Source organism: Nocardia sp. NPDC024068 (genome assembly GCF_040638875.1).
Classification (GTDB): Bacteria; Actinomycetota; Actinomycetes; order Mycobacteriales; family Mycobacteriaceae; genus Nocardia.
Genome location: NZ_JBEZYU010000017.1, coordinates 25,362 through 42,932, shown reverse-complemented (window position 1 = coordinate 42,932; position 17,571 = coordinate 25,362). Strand labels below are relative to the sequence as shown.

Sequence of the window (17,571 nt, the reverse complement as noted above, 5' to 3'; positions counted from 1 at the left end):
CCCCATCGGTGGGAATATCGATCAGGGTGAGGTGCCGGCAGCCGATACCATTTCGCCTATGCCCGAAGCTGATTCCGGAGATGTATTTCTCCGCAATCGAGGCGCGATTCTGGATGCGCTGCTGGCGGATCCGGCATTCGGGCTCGGTGTAACAGCTCCCGCGGATACCGAAATCCCCGATTCAGTATCCGCGGAGAACTCCGCGGTCGGATTCGACGACTCGCTGCTCGCCGCGGCGCCGTCGGCCAGGGAGCCGGTCGAGGTCGGAGTCGGCGTCACCCCGCCGTCGGTGGGGTCGGAGAGGGCCGCCCCCGATTCCGGCCCCGTCGTGTCGAGGCCGCGCCGTTCGACTGCCGGTCCCTCGGCGAGCGAACGGATCAATGCGCTGCTCAGCGGGCAGCTCCCGGACGCCGGACCGTCGTCCTCGCTCGCCGCCGAGAACTCCGAGCGGGTCGCCGGACGGCTCGCGGGCAGCAATTCGCTCGATGCCGAACCGGAACGGCCGCCCGAACCCGAGCCCGCCCCTGCCGAACGGCAGTCGCCGCAGGAACTGGCGCGTGAGGTCGTCGACCAACTGCGCAAACCGAAGGTCGCGCTCGCGGTGGCGGCGGTGGTCGCGTTGCTGATCGTGATCCTGCTGGTGTTCACCAGCGGGACCGAGAACTCGGACACCGCACCCCTGGCGGTCACCGCCGCACCCACCCAGGCCGCCCCGCAGACCACCGACGAGGCCGCAAGCGGCACCCTGGAGGTGAAATCCGCGGAATCGAGCTGCCCGGACGGCGGTACCGACGGGATGGATGCCTTCTCCGGCGAACCGGACAAGGCGTGGTCGTGCCCGCGGGCGTACAAGATCGACGGGCAGGTTCTGCGGATCGATCTGGGCAAGGAGTACGAGATCGATTCGATCGCGATCGTGCCGGGGTGGGATCACGTGGGTACCGATGGCACCGATCAGTGGACCAAATTCCGCACGGTGAGCAGGCTCTCGTACCAGTTCGACGATGACGACAAGACCACCTACACCCAGGAGACGCTGGATCAGCGCTCATTGGTGGTGACGCGGATCGAGCCCCCCATCACGGCGTCGGAGATCACCCTGACCGTCCTCAAATCCAGTGGTTCCACCTCCACCAACACCGTCGCGATCTCGTCGATCGTGATCACCGGGCAGTGAGGCGGGGATGAGACGCGGAGCGCGTGGATGACGGTCCGGTGTCAGTACTGCGGGCACGCGGGGGGTCCGGGTGCCGGGGCCTGCGCGAACTGTGGTGCGCCGCTGCCCGCGGCGGAGATGCCCGCGGTCCACGGCCGCGCGGCGGGCGATGAGCACGGGCCGGCGCGGCACGGGATGCTCGGTGCGTATCAGGCCGAGGTCGCCGGATGGGCTGCCGGGCTCGGTGGTCCGCATTCGCCCGCACGGCACGGTGCGGCAGACGGCCATCGGCCCGGCCCGCATGCCGAGCACTCCGGACACCAACACCCGGAACATCACCACGCCGGGCATCATCCGGCGCGCGGGGCCCTGGGGTTCGTGCGCCGGCATCTGGCCGGCGAGGCGGAGGCCGTGGTCCATCGGCATCATCCGAAGTGGCAGTGGCGGGCGGCGGCCGGTGCGGCGGTCGCGGTGTTGCTGCTACTCGCCTTCCTGATGGTCAAATCCTGCGCGCTGACCACTCCTGCGCTCACCGGGCCGCCCGGTTTCGCGCCCGCCGGTCCGGGGGCGGTGGATTCGGATCCGCTTGCCGCGCTCCCGGCGCCGCTGCGTGCCGCGACCTGCCGGCCGCACGCCGAAACCGAGGGTGTGCGCAGTTGCGTGCTCGCCGCCGGCAGTCCGCTGCTGATGGGGGAGATCACCGGTGGGCGTGCGCTCGCGTTTCAAGTGCACACCTCGACCCCGGCCGCATTGCGGCAGGCCATCGCCCAATGGCGCACGGCCGGTGCCAGCGTGGTGGCGGACGGCGATGTATTCGCGGCGGTGAGCGCCGCCGCCGCGGTGTGGTTCGCGGATACGAACTCCGGATTGCGAGTGGACACCGGTTCATTCGCCAATGCCGCGGGCGCACGCACTTTCCTGACGCGCTCGGGTCTGCTGCAGCCCTGACGCGCGCGCGAACACCCCCGATCGCGACCTTCTTCCAGACCAGTGCCAGGGTGATCACCTACACACGCGCAACGTACCGCTATACAACGGCACATTAAACGCGTACAGTACCCAGGTAGCAAGTGCTCGAAACCGAAGCGGAAAGGCGCGATCACGGTGACGACAATTCAGGAGACAGTTTCGCCGATGCGATTCCGGATTGATCCGAACGAACTGGGGACGGCTCGTTTCCGGACCGCGCTGTACCGCACAGCCGATGCGCCGCCGGGCGAATGGCGATTCACCCTCTACGCCGCCGGCGAGGGTGTGTCGCTGAGCCGGGTACTTCCGGTTCTGCACAGCCTCGGTGTCGAGGTCGTCGACGAGCGGCCCTATCAGCTCGAGACCGAGAACGAGAACTCCGACTGGATCTACGATTTCCGGTTACGGGTGGTCTCGGCGGTCTTACGCAGCCAACTCGACCCCGAACTGGAGGCGGATCTGGATCTGCCCGACAGTCCGGGGGCTCAGGGCATCGCGCAGCGATTCACCGCCGCGTTCGAGGCCATGTGGTTCGGCGCGGCCGAGGTCGACGCCCTCAACGAGCTCATCCTGTGCGCCGGCCTGCACTGGCGGCAGGTGGTGATCCTGCGGGCCTACGCGAAGTACCTGAAGCAGGCCGGGTTCTCCTACGGCGCGGCGGGTATCACCAGGGTGCTGCTGGCCAGCCCGGATATGTCGCGCGGATTCGTGCGACTCTTCGAAGCCCATTTCGATCCGGACGGCGTCGCGGAATCGGCCGCGGCCATCACCGAATGGCTGGAAGCCGAGATCGACGCGGTGGTCAGCCTCGATACCGACCGGGTGCTGCGCGCGGTGCTCGGTGTGGTCTCGGCGACCCTGCGGACCAACTACTTCCGGCGCGACGCCGACGGGGAACCGCCCGCCCATCTCTCGCTCAAATTCGATCCCCAGTCGATCACGCTGTTGCCGCAGCCGCGGCCGAAGTACGAGATTTTCGTGTATTCGCCGCGGGTGGAGGGTGTGCATCTGCGGTTCGGTGCGGTGGCGCGTGGTGGTTTGCGGTGGTCGGATCGGCTGGAGGATTTCCGGACCGAGATTTTGGGTTTGGTGAAGGCGCAGGCGGTGAAGAATGCGGTGATCGTGCCGGTGGGTGCGAAGGGTGGTTTCGTGGTGAAGCGCCCGCCCGCCGCCACCGGCGACGCCGGTGCCGACCGCCAGGCGCTGTTCACCGAAGGTATCGCCTGCTATCGGACTTTCATCTCCGGGCTGCTCGATCTCACCGACAACGTCGAACACGGCACCGGTGCGGTGCTGCCGCCGGATCGGGTGGTGCGTCGTGACGGTGACGATACGTATCTGGTGGTGGCGGCCGACAAGGGTACGGCGACGTTCTCCGATATCGCCAATGATGTGGCGGGGCGGTACGGGTTCTGGCTGGGCGATGCGTTCGCGTCGGGTGGTTCGGCGGGGTATGACCACAAGGCGATGGGTATCACGGCGCGGGGTGCCTGGGAGAGTGTGAAGCGGCACTTCGCGGAAATGGGTGTGGATACCCAGTCGCAGGATTTCACGGTGGTGGGTGTCGGGGACATGAGTGGGGATGTGTTCGGCAACGGAATGTTGTTGTCGGAACATATTCGCCTGGTGGCCGCCTTCGACCATCGGCATATCTTCCTGGACCCCGATCCGGTGGCGGGGCCGTCGTTCGCGGAGCGTGAGCGGTTGTTCGGGTTGGCCCGGTCGAGCTGGGCGGATTACGATCGGTCGCTGATCAGCGCGGGTGGCGGCGTCTACGACCGCACCGCCAAGGCGATCCCGGTGAGCCCCCAGGTCCGGGCGGCGCTGAAACTGCCGGCCACGGTCACCCGGCTCTCCCCGCCGGAAATGATCCGCGCCATCCTGGAAGCTCCCGTCGACCTGCTCTGGAACGGCGGTATCGGCACCTATATCAAGGCGAGCACCGAAACCAACGGCGATGTCGGCGATAAATCGAACGACGCGGTACGCGTGGACGCCGATCGGCTGCGGGTGAAAGTGATCGGTGAGGGCGGCAATCTCGGCGCCACCCCGCGCGGCCGGATCGAGTTCTGCCGCAACGGCGGGAAGATGAATACCGACGCGCTGGACAATTCCGCCGGTGTGGACTGCTCCGATCACGAGGTGAACATCAAGATTCTGCTCGACGCCGCGGTCTCCGCGGGCGAGCTGGATATCGCCGACCGAAACCCGCTGCTGGCGGAGATGACCGGCGAGGTCGCCGAACTCGTGCTGCGGGACAATATTTCGCAGAATTTCCGGATCGGGCTCTCCCGTTCGATCGCCGCGCGGCGCGGAGCCGTGCACCGGCGTCTGCTCACCGAGCTGGAGACCCGGCGCGGTGTGGACCGTCACCTGGAGGCGCTGCCGTCGGACGCGGAGATGGAGCGCCGTATCGCCGCCGGAGCCGGGCTCACCTCACCCGAACTCGCCACTGTCATCGCTCATGTCAAACTCTCGCTGAAAGCGGATCTGCTGGCCGGCGATCTGCCCGACAGCCCGACTTTCACCGCGATCCTGCCGCGGTACTTCCCGACTCCACTGCGGGAGCGTTTCGCCGGGGCCATCGCCACCCACCCGCTGCGCCGGGAGATCGTGGCGACCGTGGTGGTCAACGAGATGGTCGATTTCGCGAGCGCGACCTTCGCCTTCCGCCTGGCCGAGGAAATCGGTGCCACGACCGATGATGCCGTGCGCGCCTTCACCGCCGCGGTGGAAATCTTCCAGCTGCGGGAGCTGTGGGCCCGGATCCGGACGACTCCCATGCCCGCGGCGGTGCGCGATCGGCTCGAGCTGGAAACTCATCGCATCCTGGAACGGGCCGCCCGCTGGCTGTTGCTGAATCGGCCCCAGCCCATCGCCATCGGTGCCGATATCGCCCGTTATCGCGACGGTGTCCGGGCGCTGGCCAGCCGGGTCCCCGGCTGGCTGCCCACCCCGCTGTCCGACCATGTCACGGCGCGGGCCGCCGACGAGGCGGAGCACGGTGCGCCCGCCGACCTGGCCGTCGAGGTCTACCACCTGATTCAGCTGTACCCGCTGCTGGACGTGCTCGATATCGCCGATATCGCCGAACGGGACGCGCGCGAGATCGCCGAGCTCTACTTCGCGCTGAACGCCCATCTGGAGATCACCCGGCTGATCAGCGCGGTGAACGACCTCGACTACGACCAGCGCTGGGCCGGACTGGCACGGCTGGCGCTGCGTGACGACCTGTTCGAATCGTTGCGGCTACTCACCCTGGATATCGCGACCGCCACCGACCCCGAGGATCCGGTGGGCGAGAAGCTCGACTACTGGGAGCAGACCAACCGTTCCCGGCTGACCCGGGCCCGGGCGGCGCTGACCGAGATCTTCGGGGTGACCCGGCACGATCTGGCGACGCTCTCGGTGGCGGCGCGGCAGGTCCGCAGCCTGGCGGGCAGCACGGAGTCGGGGCTCGTGGGCTGAGCCCGGTTCGGCCGGCTCGGTGCGACAGGACCGAGCCGGCCGAACCGCGTGGTTCGGCAGGACCGGTCCGGGGGCAGTCTTCACGAGTAACCGCACGCTGGATCGTGGTGTGCGGTGGGCTCGAAGGGATATATGGGACCGGTAGGTGTGGGTGCGGTGATGCGCACGGTCAAGGATCGGGTGCGTTCGGTGTTGGGTTCGGTGGCGCGTGGCAGATCGGGGACCTACCACCGGGCCGCCGGGGGACTGCGCAGTACCGAGGAAATACGGCGTCTCGATCACCGCCGGGGGAAGGAAGTCGGGCTCATCGTGGGCACCGGATTGAGCGTGTACGTGGCGGTAGAAACCCTTGGTAATGCCGAGGGCCCGCCTTCCGGTGTGGAGATCGAATCGGGCCTCGACCCCGAAGTGGAACGCTATGCCGAGATGTCCCCTTTTCTGCGGGAAGAACTGGCACGTCTTCGTGCCGAGGGGTGGGAGATCGGCTATGGCGATATCGACTCCCTGGGCGTGACCCTCGGGGGCGAGAAGAAAATCGTCATCGACACCGATATGCGCGAGGACCCCCTCTGGGCGACCGCCATACTCGCGCACGAAGTGGGCCATGCCTACCCCGGCGCCTACCATGCGACGACCGACGCGCCGGGGCCCGGTGAGAAATTCGGCACCTGGTTGGAACGGAACATGCGGCAGCGCGACCTGGGTGAGGCCGAGAGCGGCCTGACCACCGCGCAGGCACGGCGGGAAATATTGGCCCGCGGCGGCCCCGATATCGGAAATGTCGACGACGAGATCGTCTCGATCTACGAGCGACAGCGCGCCGGGGAACTGTCCCGTGCCGATGCCCAGGGCGAGGTGGCCGACTTCATCGGCAGCCGGCCGTACGAACACTATGTGTCCGAGCTCGAGCGACTCTGGGACGAGAACTACGCCGATTCGCACGGACCTTCGGAGCCCCGGGACCGAAACGCCGAACCGGGCAGCGACGGTGGCGATGCGGTGCCCGGGAAGGGTTTGCCCGGGCTTGTCGGGGGTGAGGGGCGTGAAGGGCCTGCCGGAGAACCCGATACCGACAGTGCCTCGTCGCTGCAGGGTGACCAGCCCGAATAGAGGGTCGACCCCGTATGGCGTGTCGGAGGTCGGCGCCGTCGCGCTGAGCGGACACTGTGGTGGAGATCGGTTCGGCCGCCGCGTCAGGTGCGGGCGGCCTGGGTTCCGCAGGCGGCGCAGAATTTCGCCGCGGCCAAGAGGTTCGCGCCGCATCCGCGGCATGGAGCGGGTTCGGCGGGAGCGAAGCGGTTACCGCAATTCACGCAGAAGTTCGCGCCCGGGGGATTGACCGTGGCGCACGCGGTGCACGCGGGACCCTCCGCGCTGCTGCCCGGCGGCAATTCGGCCGGGGCCGGGTTCGCGAGTTCCTGGGGCTCCGATGCCGTGTGAGCCTGCTGCCAGGGGGAACGCGGCGCGGTCGGCAGTTGCCCGGGAACCGGAGGACTCGACTGCTGTAGCGCGTTGATGCCCAGCGCCGCCCCCAGGAACCCGCCTTCGTGCCCGTGCCCGGTCGCCAGGCCGTGTCCCGCGCCCAGCGCCATCTCACCGGCCGCGTACTGCCGGAAATCTCCGGCCAGCCGGATATAGGTGACATCTTTGGCCAGTCGTTTCAGCCGGTCGGCGTCTTCGGGGGCGAGGGTGATATCGAAATTGCCCAGCCGGGGGAGCCGCAGCCCGTACTCGTAGAGGGCGGTGTTGGTGTGGTGCAGGACGGCTCGCTCGATATCGATCAGGTGTCCGGAGAGGCCCAGGACCGGCCATTCGCCCTGGGAAATGCCCTGGGTGACGGCAATTTTCATGGCCTTGAGCAGCAGGTCGGCGCTCCAGGATTCGATTCGGGCCGGGTCGTGCAGGTCGGTGCTGCCGGCCAGGGAGGTGATCAGCTGTTGCGCGTCGCGCACGGTGACCGCGAACTCGCCGAAAACGCGCAGGGTGACGATCTGCTCGCTCACCGGGTCGGCGATATCGGCGAGCCGGCCGCCGAATTTGAGACCGGCGAATTCGCGGGTGGAGACGAAGTACAACTCCGCGCGGTAGTAGTTGCCGCCGGAGAGCGTATCGACCAGGGCGCCGAGCAGCGGGAGCTCATCGGCGTCGATCCGGTGCCGGCCGGGGCCCAGGGTCCCCACCACATGCCCGGATTTCACGAAGAGCGCGGTCTGGTCGGCGTTGACGATCGCCCGGGAGTACCGGCGGATGCTCACATCCGGCCACTTGTAGACGAGTTGCTGTTTTCCGGTTTCCGGTACGGCGATGAACTCGCGTTCGAACCAGGCCATCAGAGCACTCCCTCATCGATTTGACCCATCCAGCGTATCGACGTTCAGCGGCTCGATCAATCATTCCCATCCAGGTGAAACGCCTGCTCGAGCCAAAGAGCCTGGTTTCCACCGTGTTACACACGGTGGGCACCTGTTGATTGTGCCGCTGAATAGCGGTACATTCATCGCAGACATGATCTGCGCCACTCGAAAGGCAATACGATGACCACTGTTCAACAGCCTCGGGGACAGGAGGCGCCGGCGGCGGATGGACTGCACGCCGAAGACGCGGGCTATCACAAATCGCTGCGTCCCCGGCAGCTCCAGATGATCGCCATCGGTGGCGCCATCGGTACCGGGCTCTTCCTCGGTGCCGGTAGCCGGCTGCACGATGCCGGCCCGGGCCTGTTCCTGGTCTACGGCATCTGTGGGATCTTCGTCTTCTTCATCCTGCGGGCCCTCGGCGAGCTCGTGCTGCACCGCCCCTCCTCGGGCTCGTTCGTGTCCTACGCCCGGGAGTTCTACGGCGAGAAACTGGCCTTCGCGGTCGGCTGGATGTACTTCTTCCACTGGTGCATGACCGGCATCGTGGATATCACCGCGATCGCCACCTACGTCCACTTCTGGGGCGCGTTCGAAGTGATACCGCAGTGGACCATCGCGCTGATCGCGCTGGCCATCGTGGTCGCGATCAATATGATCTCGGTGAAATGGTTCGGTGAACTGGAGTTCTGGGCCGCGCTGATCAAGGTCGTCGCCCTGGTGAGCTTCCTGATCATCGGCACGATCTTCCTGGCCGGCCGCTTCGATATCGAGGGCAACCCGACCGGACCCAGCATCATCTCCGATAACGGCGGCCTGTTCCCGACCGGATTCCTGCCGCTCATCGTCGTCACCACCGGTGTCGTATTCGCCTACGCCGCCGTGGAACTCATCGGCACCGCGGCCGGTGAGGCCGAGAACCCCGAGAAGATCATGCCGCGCGCCATCAACTCGGTGATCGCCCGGATCGCGTTGTTCTACGTCGGCTCGCTCGTCCTGCTGGGCCTGCTGCTGCCCTACACCGCCTTCAAATCCGGTGAGAGCCCGTTCGTCACCTTCTTCTCCAAGATCGGTATCGACGGTGCGGGTTCGGTGATGAACCTGGTGGTGCTGACCGCGGCGTTCTCCAGCCTGAACGCCGGTCTCTATTCGACCGGACGCATCCTGCGCTCGATGTCGATGAACGGAAGCGCTCCGACCATCGCGGGCCGGATGTCCAAGAACGGCGTGCCCTACGTCGGTATCCTCGCCACCGGTGTGATCGCACTGGCCGGCGTCGGACTGAACGCGATGGTGCCCGAGCAGGCGTTCGAGATCGTGCTGAACGTCTCGGCGCTGGGCACGATCTTCTCCTGGACCGCCATCGTGCTCTGCCAGCTCCAGCTGTGGAAGTGGGCACGCGATGGCAAGGTGACCCGGCCGAAGTTCCGGCTGCCCGGTACCCCGTACACCAGTTACGCCACCCTGGTCTTCCTCGTCGCCGTGGTGCTGCTGATGGCGTTCAGCGAGGAGGTCGAGCAGCGGGCCGCGGTGATCGCGATGGTCGTGATCGGCGTGCCGGCCCTGGTCGGCGGCTGGTTCCTGGCCCGCAAGCGGGTCGGCGAACTCAACGCCGGCCGGGCGGCGGTCGCAGCCGGGCCCGTCGAGTCCGGCGAACCGTCCTCGACCGTGCGCATCCTGGACGAACCCGAAGATCAGCGGTAGTCACCGCGGTCGGAGAGCGAACTTCCCCGGGGTATCACCCCGGGGAAGTTCGTATTTCCCAGGGAAGGGAAACCTTCGCCTCCCGGCGCCGGGGCGGCAGGATCACAATGGACTCTCGGTTCACCCGTGGGTTTTGAGAGGTCGTGCATGCCAGAGCATCCCAGCTCCTCCGAGCGTCCGCTCCCACCGCCGTGGTCCAAGCGGCGGATTCGCGGTGCCGATATGCCCCGGCGTGCCACGCACACCTGGTCGACCCGCCGCACCACCAGCAGCGAGAGTGTGCACCGCGCCGCCGCAGAATCGGATCTGACCCGCGCCGCGGAGGAACTGCTCGCCGAGTCCGGTCCGCGCAGCGCCACCGACGCCGCGGCCCTGCCCAGCGTCTCCGGGGTTTTCGTCCCGGTCACCGCCGGTTCCGGCCCGGCCGTGGCGGCGCCCCCGCCGCCGGACGCGGTGATACCCGCGACCCAGCCGGACACCGCCTCCGGACCACCTCCGGACCTCAGCGATTTCGATCGTGCGATCGCCGCCCTGACCGGCGACGATATCGCCCGGCTCAACAGCCTCGGCGGGGCCGACGACGACGATGACGACGACCTGGCGCTGCTGCTCGCCGCCGCCGACGACGAGGACGATCCGGGTGACCTGGATCCCTTCGCCGGTTTCGAGGACGAAGCGGTTTCCGGTCGCAACGCGCGGTCCCGGCCGAGCGTGCGCCGGCTCGGCGCCGGACTGGTCGCCCTGCCGCGGGTGGATCCGGTGGATCCCGCGAGTGCGGTACTCGCGGATCCGGTGGTGCCCGAGCACAAGCGGTTCTGCTGGAAATGCCAGGCGCCCAACGGCCGTTCCGGACCGTCGGGCCCGGGGGCGGTGGCCGGGGAGTGCGAGCGCTGCGGTTCGGCCTACAACTATCTGCCGGCGCTGTCCGAAGGAGAGGTGGTCGCCGAGCAGTACGTGGTGAAGGGCTGTTTGGCCCACGGCGGCCTCGGCTGGATCTACCTGGCCGTCGACACCAATGTCAGCGACCGCTGGGTGGTGCTCAAGGGGTTGCAGAATCCGCAGGATTTCGAGGCGCATGTGGTGGCGCTGGCGGAGCGGCAGTTTCTCTCCGAGATCACCCATCCCGGCGTGGTGAAGATCTACAACTTCGTCAAACATCGGTCCCATCGCGAAATCGCCGACGGTTATATCGTCATGGAGTACGTCGGCGGGCGTTCGTTGAAGAAGATGCTTGATATGACGGCCCCGGAGCGGATTCCGGTGGCCGAGGCGCTGGCCTACACCATGGAGGTCCTGCCCGCCCTCGACTACCTGCACTCCTTCGGGCTGGCCTACAACGACCTCAAGCCGGACAACATCATGGTCACCGACGACGAGGTCAAACTCATCGATCTGGGCGCCGTAGCGGCGATGGAGTCCTACGGCAGTATCTACGGGACGCCCGGCTACCAGGCTCCGGAGATCATCGAGACCGGTCCGACGGTGGCCTCGGATATCTACGCGGCCGGCCGCACGCTGGCCGCACTGGTGCTGGACCTGCGCAAGGATGCCCAGGGCAACTACAGTCCCGACGCGCCGACCGCCGCGGACTATCCGCTGTTGCGGCGGTATCCGTGTCTGCAGCGGCTGCTCGTCCGTGCCACCCATACCGATCCGACCCGCCGCTTCCCGTCCGGCTACGCGATGTACTGTCAGCTCGCCGGCGTGCTGCGGATGGTGCTGGCCGCCGATTCCGGCCGCGAACATCCACAGGCCTCGGTCGAATTCGGTTCACTGCGCGGTGATTTCGGTATCGATACCCTGATCGGCCAGACCGACGGAATGGTCGACGGCGGACATCGCAGCCTGGGACTCGACGCCGCGGCCGTCGTGGCCGCGCTCCCGATCCCGCTGATCGATGCCGACGATCCCAGTCTCGAACTGCTCGCCCCGCTGTTGCACAGCGATGCCCGCCAGACCCTCGACTCGCTGCGGCAGACCTCCGAGCGAATCGCCGCGGGCACGATCGACGCACCCGAGACCTTCGAGGTGGAAGGCGCACTCACCGCCATCCGCGCCCATCTGGACCTGGGTGATCTGGACTCGGCCCGGGCCCTGCTCGAGGTGCTGCGGCCACGTGCGGTGACCGACTGGCGGGTCGAATGGTTCTCCGGGGTGACCGCCCTGCTGGCCGAGCGGTACGAGGACGCGTACCTGCATTTCGACGAAGTGCACACCATGCTGCCCGGGGAGATCGCCGCCGCGCTGGCCCTCGCCGCCAGCGCCGAACTGGTACTGCAATCGCTGTCGGATCCCGCCGACTCCGAGCGCTGGCACCGGGCCGCGGAGGGCTTCTACCGGCTCGTCTGGCAGACCAACCACGGTGTCGTGAGCGCCGCTTTCGGCCTGGCGCGGCGGCTGGCCGCCGATGGGAAACTGCTGCAGGCGGTGCAGGTACTGGACGGGGTCCCCGACACTTCCCGCCATCACGGCACCGCGCGGATGACCGGCAGTCTGCTGCTGGTCTCCCGGCCGCACGGTGACATCACCGAGGTCGACCTGCTCGAGGCTGCCTCGCGGCTGGAACTCCCCGATGAGCCCCGGGCACTGCAGATGCAGGTGGTGGTGGTCGGGGCGGCGCTGGAATGGCTGCGGTCGCGGTTGCGTCCGGCAGCGGCCGACAGCACGCTGCTCGGCTATCCGCTGACGGTGGCGGGCCTGCGCGGCGGGCTGGAATCACGGTTGCGCGCGCTGGCACGCACCGCGCCGGGCAAATTACACCGCTACCGTCTGGTGGATCTGGCGAACAGCGTGCGTCCGCATACCCGGTGGTGAGGGGTCAGAGCCGCCCGATCGCCCGGCGGCGGTGCAGCACGGTCGGCAGCAGCGGGGCGGAGACCAGCACTATCACCAGCAGCAACAGCCACAACCACCCCCCGAAGACGATGGCGAGGATCAGCGCGAACGCGGCCGCGATCCCGGCCATCACGGCGAAACCGGCCGCCGGATCGGAGGGTTGCGGTGGGGCGGCCGGAGCGGGCGCGGCCGGGAGATCGGTGAACAGCGCCGCCAATTCGGGGATGGTGACGGCTGCCGCGGCGGCCGCCGATCGGCGCTCGTATTCGGTGAGTGTCAACCGGCCCGCACCCAGATGCTCGGCGAGTTCTCGTAACGCTCGATCGCGCTCCGTGACGGTGATCCGTGCCCCCGGTAACTCACTCATACCCGCAGCATAGGACGGTTTCCGGGGGTCGGGCCGGACCGGTGTTCGCCACTGCCGGGAAGTCGGTGCGCCCCGCTCCGGGACCGATTCCCAGATGTGGGGAGTAATTACGCTGGCCTACAGATCCGCCGGCAGAGGAGTTGTGTATGACGACCGTGACTCGGTATCGGCGCCCGGCCGCCGAAGCCTGGGACTGGCAGTTGCACGGGTCGTGCCGCGGGCTGGAGTCGACGGTGTTCTTCCACCCCGAGGGGGAACGCGGCCGGGCCCGCGCCGCGCGGGTGCGCCGGGCCAAGCAGATCTGCGATTCCTGCCCGGTCCTCGACCGTTGCCGTAACTACGCGCTGGCGGTGGGTGAGCCCTACGGCGTGTGGGGCGGAATGTCGGAGGACGAGCGTCGCACCCATACCGAACGGGCCACTGTTTCGCGATCGACGAATTAGCAAATCTCGCACCAACTTGCGCTGAATCGGACGTTTCGGTCGTGTCCGCCGCCGGTCGCGACCCCGCCCGTGTGGTTTCCTTGATATATGGCTGCTGGTGACGAGTACACGATCGATGAACTGGCGCGCGCTGCCGGTACGACCGTGCGCAGCCTGCGGGTTTATCACGAACGGGGGGTTCTGCCCCCACCGCAGGTCAAGGGGAGGACAGGCTATTACAGCCCGGAGCACCTGAACAGGGTGCGAACGATCAGCCGGTTACTGGATCGCGGTATCAAGCTCAACGGGATAAAAGAGCTGCTCAATGCCTGGGATCGGGGCGACGACCTCGGCGATATCCTGGGTGTCGGGTCGTTGCTCAGCGGTTTGGAGCCCGGTGAACCGCCGACCGGCGCACCGATCGCTGACGGAGATACGATTCCGGCCACCGAGCTGCAGGAACGTTATGCCTCGGTGCCCAACGGCTTGGCCCGTATCGTCGCCGCCGGCCTGTACGAACCGGTGGATGCCGTCACCTATCGGCCCGCCGACCGGCAGCTCGTGCGGATGGCCGACCAGCTGGCCGCCGCCGGGGTCCCGGATGCCGACGTGCTGGGCGAGCTCGAGCGGATGCGGGCCGATTGCGATCGGATGGCGCGCCGGTTCGTCGATCTCTTCCACCGCACCGCCTGGCAGAAGTACCGGGAATCCGAGCGCAGTTCGGCGGATCTGGCCGAGTTGACCGGGCAGTTGCAGCTGGCCAGGACGTTGCCCGGTAAGGCCGCCGCCGAGCTGGTCAACCGGTTCGTCGCGCACTACATAGAGAGCGACAGCGAGCTGTCCGAGGTCGCCACCGAGGAGTGATGCCCGGACACCGCGCGGGGCTTTTCCGGCTGTGGGAAGTCACGATCGAATACTGCGCCGGATAACGGTACATTCGACGGCGGCTCTTCCACTGTCCCCTGAACCCTCGGTGAATTCCTACTTAAGTAGGTTTGTCGCCGGCTACCGATGCGCCGCACCCCGGGTGGGTGCAGAATCTGCTGCCTGGTATCTGACGCGGTAGATGAGGCTTGGCATGGGAAGCGTGACACTCTGGATGCAGATCTCACTCGACGGGTTCGCCGAGGGCCCGGACGAAGCGGTCCACTGGCCGGTTGTCGACGAGGAGATCTGTACGGAGTACCTCGATGAACTCCGGCGGGCGGATCTGCTGCTCTGCGGCCGGAAAACCTACGACATCATGGCAGCTTTCTGGCCCACCGCCGATCTGACGCCCGTCTCCCCGTTCTACGTCGAGTTCGCCCGGTTCTGGCGGATGGCGCCGAAGCTGGTCGTCTCCCGGACCCTGCGCGATCCGTCCTGGAACACGCAGGTCATCGGGCTCGATCTGGTCGAGGAGGTGACCCGCCGCAAGGCCGCCGGTCAGCGCATGGTGCTGCTCGGCGGCGCCGAGACGGCGACAGCCTTCCTCGAACACGACCTGATCGACGAGTTCCGGCTCTTCGTGCACCCCCTGCTGCTCGGCAGCGGTGTCCCGCTGTTCCGCTCGCCGGTCGACACCACCGGTCTGCGGCTGCTGGATGTGCTGACCTTCGACAGTGCCGTGGTCCAGATGCACTACCGGCAGACCGCGCACGCGTTGTGCTGAGCGACATCCGATTTCGGCGAATCCGTCGATCCGGAATCTCCGCCGACGACCGGTGAATGACCGGGTTCACCCGACACTGGCCCGTGACGTGCACTAATTTACGTTCCTATGGCGGTGATCTACCCGGACGGTGCGGCACCCGCCGCGCCCTCGGCCGAGTTCTTCGGCCGGGACCGCGAGCTCGTGCGCCTGCAGGACCTGCTGCGATCCGGTAGGGCGCGCCTGGTCACCCTGGTGGGTCCCGGCGGTATCGGCAAGACCCGCCTCGCCGCCGAGGCGTTGCGCCGGGCGCAGCGCGACGATCCGGGCCGGCCGGTCTACTGGGCGCGGCTGGCCGAACTGGAGCGCGACTGCGACGGATCCCCCGAATGTGTGCTGCGATCGGTGGTCCGCACCGATATCAGCGATCCGAGCGCCCCGGATGTGGCCGCCGGTGCCTCCGCCGCGGTGGTCGCGGATCGGGCGATTCTGGTGCTGGACAACTGTGAACATGTCCTGGCCTCGGTGAGCCGGGTCGTGATCGATCTGCTCGCGACCACCGCGGGCCTGACAATCCTGGCCACCAGCCGCGAACCCATCGGCTGGGCCGACGAATACATCCTCACGGTGCCGCCGCTGTCGCCGTTCGAATCGCTGGAACTGTTCCGGCAACGCGCCGAACTCATCGGCCGGCCGGTACCGGACGAACCGGCCCAGCTCGCGGTCGTACGCCGGATCTGCCGCCGCGTGGAACACAGCCCGTTGCTGATCCGGCTGGCCGCGGCCCGGCTGCGGCACCGGCCGCCGGCGATGCTGCTGGCCGAACTCACCGGCGACGCCGACGACCAGCGGATGCGCTGGTCGCACGGGGATCGGTCGGGTACCGAGCGGCGCCACCGCGGCGTATTCGATGTGATCGCCTGGTCGTTCGACCTGTGCGAGACCGAGGAACAACTGCTGCTGCAACGGTTGTCGGTGTTCGCCGCCGGATACGAGACCGACGGGGTGGAACCGCAGCGCAACGGGGTCGAACTCGCCGCCGTCGTCGCCGTGTGCGCCGACGAGCGCCTGCCCGAGCGGCGGGTGATCGCACTGCTGGAGCGGCTGGCCGAGCGTTCCCTGGTCTCGACCTTCCGGTCCGCGACGACTGTGCGCTGGTACCTCGTGGAGAGCGTGCGGCTGTTCGCGGCGGACCGGTTGCGCGCCGACGCCGCCGAGGCGTCCCGCCTCGCCGGGCGGCACCGCCGCTACCACCGGGACCGGGTGGTAGCGGCCCGTACGCTCTGGTTCGGGCCGGGGGAGCAGTCCTGGATCGATTGGGCGCGTACCTCGTGGGACGACATCCTCATCGGAATCGAAACCGGGCTCGCGGACCCGGATGAGGCGCTCATCGGGTTGGAGACGGCGTCGGTCCTGCTGTCGGTGTGGGTTCCGTTCGCCAACGGCGGCAGCCGGGTCCTGATCCGGCTCACCGAGGCGGCGCTGGAGGTCACCCGGGAGGCCGCGTCCGGGGCCACCCGGCATCACATCCGGGCGACGGCCCTGCTCGGCTGGTACCACCTGTGGCAGGGCGATGACGAACGCGCGGCGCAGTTGCTCGACGAATGCGTGGCCGGATGTCATCCGGGCGGCGTGCCGGGTCGTTCCTGGCGGAACGCACCGGAGACCGATACCGGTCTGCCCGCGTCGGTCGAGTGGATCTGGGGGCTGGAACTGATGCTGTTCCGCCGGGATCCGCGAGCGATCCGGGTGCTCGAACGCGCCGGGCGCAAATTCACCGCGGTGGGCGACCGGATCGGAGTGGAGCGTGGTTGGGTATTCGCCGCGCTGGCCGCGTCCATGCTCGGCGATCCGGTCGAGGCCGACCGGATGACCCGGCGCCATCTGGATCGTGCGCTGGCCTCGGAATCAGCGTTGGCCGCGCATTGGGCCCGCGTGGCCCGGGCGCTGGCGCTGGCCCGGTCCGACGAGCCCGCCGCCGCCCTGGAACCGGCGCGGGAGGTGTTGTCCGGGCCGTGCGCGGTGCGCGATACGTGGATGACGTCGTGGTCGGTGGCGGTGTGCATGGTGGTGCTGACCCGGGTGCTGGCGGGCGATTCCGCCGCCGTGGGCGCGGTGGCCGCGGTGCGGGTGCGGGCCACCGAACTCGCCTGGCTGACAGGTGTTTTCCGGGCCTGTCATCATGCCATGGGCGTATGCGTCGAGCGGGTGCCGATGATGGTCCTGGGCGTGCGGCGCGCGACCGAGGTGGCGGAGGCGATCATCGGACCGGCGGAATTCGCCGCCGCCCACGAGAGCGGCGGCGAATTCCGGCCGGGTACCGGTGTGGTCGAACGGTATCTCCGCGACCGGTGGCCGATGCGGGTGTCCGAGCTCCGCCCGTCGGATACCGGAGGGGTATCGCGCTGGGATGCCCTGTCCCCGGCCGAACGCGAAGTCGCGTTGCTGGCCGCCGCGGGGTGGCCGAACAGCGCTATCGCCGAACGGCGTAAGAGTTCGGTGCGCACGGTGGACGCGCAGGTCGCGAGTATCCGGCAGAAGCTGCTGATCTCCTCCCGCCGGGATATCGCGGGCCATGTTCCGGCGGAACTGGCCGAGACGGTGCGGGCCGAAGGCGCTTCCGCCGCCGGTAACCGGCGGTACCGGCGGCGGGCGACGAGGTAGCC

The 17,571-nt window shown here is 68.0% G+C and carries 11 protein-coding genes and 1 pseudogene; 10 read left to right on the top strand and 2 right to left on the bottom strand.

The annotated features are described in order from the left end of the window. Positions 1-58: 58 nt before the first annotated feature. The 4 genes and pseudogenes from AB0F41_RS16180 to AB0F41_RS16165 all read left to right on the top strand — a co-directional run bounded on the left by AB0F41_RS16180 (position 59) and on the right by AB0F41_RS16165 (position 6,703). Entirely contained in the window at positions 59-1,177 is a 1,119-nt protein-coding gene (locus tag AB0F41_RS16180) for a discoidin domain-containing protein (protein WP_357424399.1), read from the top strand. A 27-nt stretch (positions 1,178-1,204) separates the two neighbouring features. Then, a complete protein-coding gene (locus AB0F41_RS16175; protein ID WP_357424397.1) occupies positions 1,205-2,104 on the top strand; it encodes a hypothetical protein in 900 nt (299 codons plus the stop codon). A gap of 240 nt (positions 2,105-2,344) precedes the next feature. Next, positions 2,345-5,593 (top strand): annotated as a pseudogene (locus tag AB0F41_RS16170) (NAD-glutamate dehydrogenase domain-containing protein); the annotation flags it as partial. A gap of 132 nt (positions 5,594-5,725) precedes the next feature. Continuing rightward, positions 5,726-6,703 (top strand): hypothetical protein, encoded by a 978-nt coding sequence (locus tag AB0F41_RS16165; RefSeq protein WP_357424395.1) that lies wholly within the window; start codon positions 5,726-5,728, stop codon positions 6,701-6,703. Positions 6,704-6,786: 83 nt separating this feature from the next. Here the strand turns inward: AB0F41_RS16165 and AB0F41_RS16160 are convergent, their stop codons facing one another. Then, positions 6,787-7,923, bottom strand: a complete 1,137-nt coding sequence (locus AB0F41_RS16160; RefSeq protein WP_357424393.1) for an SPFH domain-containing protein — start codon at positions 7,921-7,923, stop codon at positions 6,787-6,789. A 204-nt stretch (positions 7,924-8,127) separates the two neighbouring features. Here AB0F41_RS16160 and AB0F41_RS16155 point away from each other — a divergent pair, with 204 nt between their 5' ends. Both AB0F41_RS16155 and AB0F41_RS16150 read left to right on the top strand, forming a co-directional pair. Continuing rightward, entirely contained in the window at positions 8,128-9,651 is a 1,524-nt protein-coding gene (locus AB0F41_RS16155; protein WP_357424391.1) for an amino acid permease, read from the top strand. 222 nt (positions 9,652-9,873) lie between these two features. Then, complete coding sequence (locus AB0F41_RS16150) at positions 9,874-12,465, top strand: tetratricopeptide repeat protein (RefSeq protein WP_357424389.1); 2,592 nt, start codon at positions 9,874-9,876, stop codon at positions 12,463-12,465. Between the two features lie 4 nt (positions 12,466-12,469). Here AB0F41_RS16150 and AB0F41_RS16145 read toward each other — a convergent pair whose 3' ends face one another. Further along, a complete protein-coding gene (locus AB0F41_RS16145; RefSeq protein ID WP_357424387.1) occupies positions 12,470-12,853 on the bottom strand; it encodes a DUF1707 domain-containing protein in 384 nt (127 codons plus the stop codon). 146 nt (positions 12,854-12,999) lie between these two features. Between AB0F41_RS16145 and AB0F41_RS16140 the strand changes: the two genes are divergently transcribed. From AB0F41_RS16140 to AB0F41_RS16125, 4 genes are all read left to right on the top strand, one after another. Further along, positions 13,000-13,296, top strand: coding sequence for a WhiB family transcriptional regulator (locus tag AB0F41_RS16140; protein ID WP_357424385.1), 297 nt, complete (start codon positions 13,000-13,002; stop codon positions 13,294-13,296). 87 nt (positions 13,297-13,383) lie between these two features. Next, on the top strand, positions 13,384-14,139 hold the full coding sequence (locus AB0F41_RS16135; protein ID WP_357424383.1) for a MerR family transcriptional regulator: 756 nt from the start codon (positions 13,384-13,386) through the stop codon (positions 14,137-14,139). A gap of 214 nt (positions 14,140-14,353) precedes the next feature. Continuing rightward, complete coding sequence (locus AB0F41_RS16130) at positions 14,354-14,926, top strand: dihydrofolate reductase family protein (protein WP_357424381.1); 573 nt, start codon at positions 14,354-14,356, stop codon at positions 14,924-14,926. Positions 14,927-15,034: 108 nt separating this feature from the next. Continuing rightward, on the top strand, positions 15,035-17,569 hold the full coding sequence (locus AB0F41_RS16125) for an AAA family ATPase (RefSeq protein ID WP_357424379.1): 2,535 nt from the start codon (positions 15,035-15,037) through the stop codon (positions 17,567-17,569). The last annotated feature ends 2 nt before the right edge of the window (positions 17,570-17,571 follow it).

Bases quoted from the DNA above. Each gene is read 5' to 3' on its own strand.
- AB0F41_RS16180 (WP_357424399.1), top strand. From the start codon at position 59: ATGCCCGAAGCTGATTCCGGAGATGTATTTCTCCGCAATCGAGGCGCG.
- AB0F41_RS16175 (WP_357424397.1), top strand. From the start codon at position 1,205: ATGACGGTCCGGTGTCAGTACTGCGGGCACGCGGGGGGTCCGGGTGCC.
- AB0F41_RS16165 (WP_357424395.1), top strand. From the start codon at position 5,726: ATGGGACCGGTAGGTGTGGGTGCGGTGATGCGCACGGTCAAGGATCGG.
- AB0F41_RS16160 (WP_357424393.1), bottom strand. From the start codon at position 7,923: ATGGCCTGGTTCGAACGCGAGTTCATCGCCGTACCGGAAACCGGAAAA.
- AB0F41_RS16155 (WP_357424391.1), top strand. From the start codon at position 8,128: ATGACCACTGTTCAACAGCCTCGGGGACAGGAGGCGCCGGCGGCGGAT.
- AB0F41_RS16150 (WP_357424389.1), top strand. From the start codon at position 9,874: ATGCCCCGGCGTGCCACGCACACCTGGTCGACCCGCCGCACCACCAGC.
- AB0F41_RS16145 (WP_357424387.1), bottom strand. From the start codon at position 12,853: ATGAGTGAGTTACCGGGGGCACGGATCACCGTCACGGAGCGCGATCGA.
- AB0F41_RS16140 (WP_357424385.1), top strand. From the start codon at position 13,000: ATGACGACCGTGACTCGGTATCGGCGCCCGGCCGCCGAAGCCTGGGAC.
- AB0F41_RS16135 (WP_357424383.1), top strand. From the start codon at position 13,384: ATGGCTGCTGGTGACGAGTACACGATCGATGAACTGGCGCGCGCTGCC.
- AB0F41_RS16130 (WP_357424381.1), top strand. From the start codon at position 14,354: ATGGGAAGCGTGACACTCTGGATGCAGATCTCACTCGACGGGTTCGCC.
- AB0F41_RS16125 (WP_357424379.1), top strand. From the start codon at position 15,035: ATGGCGGTGATCTACCCGGACGGTGCGGCACCCGCCGCGCCCTCGGCC.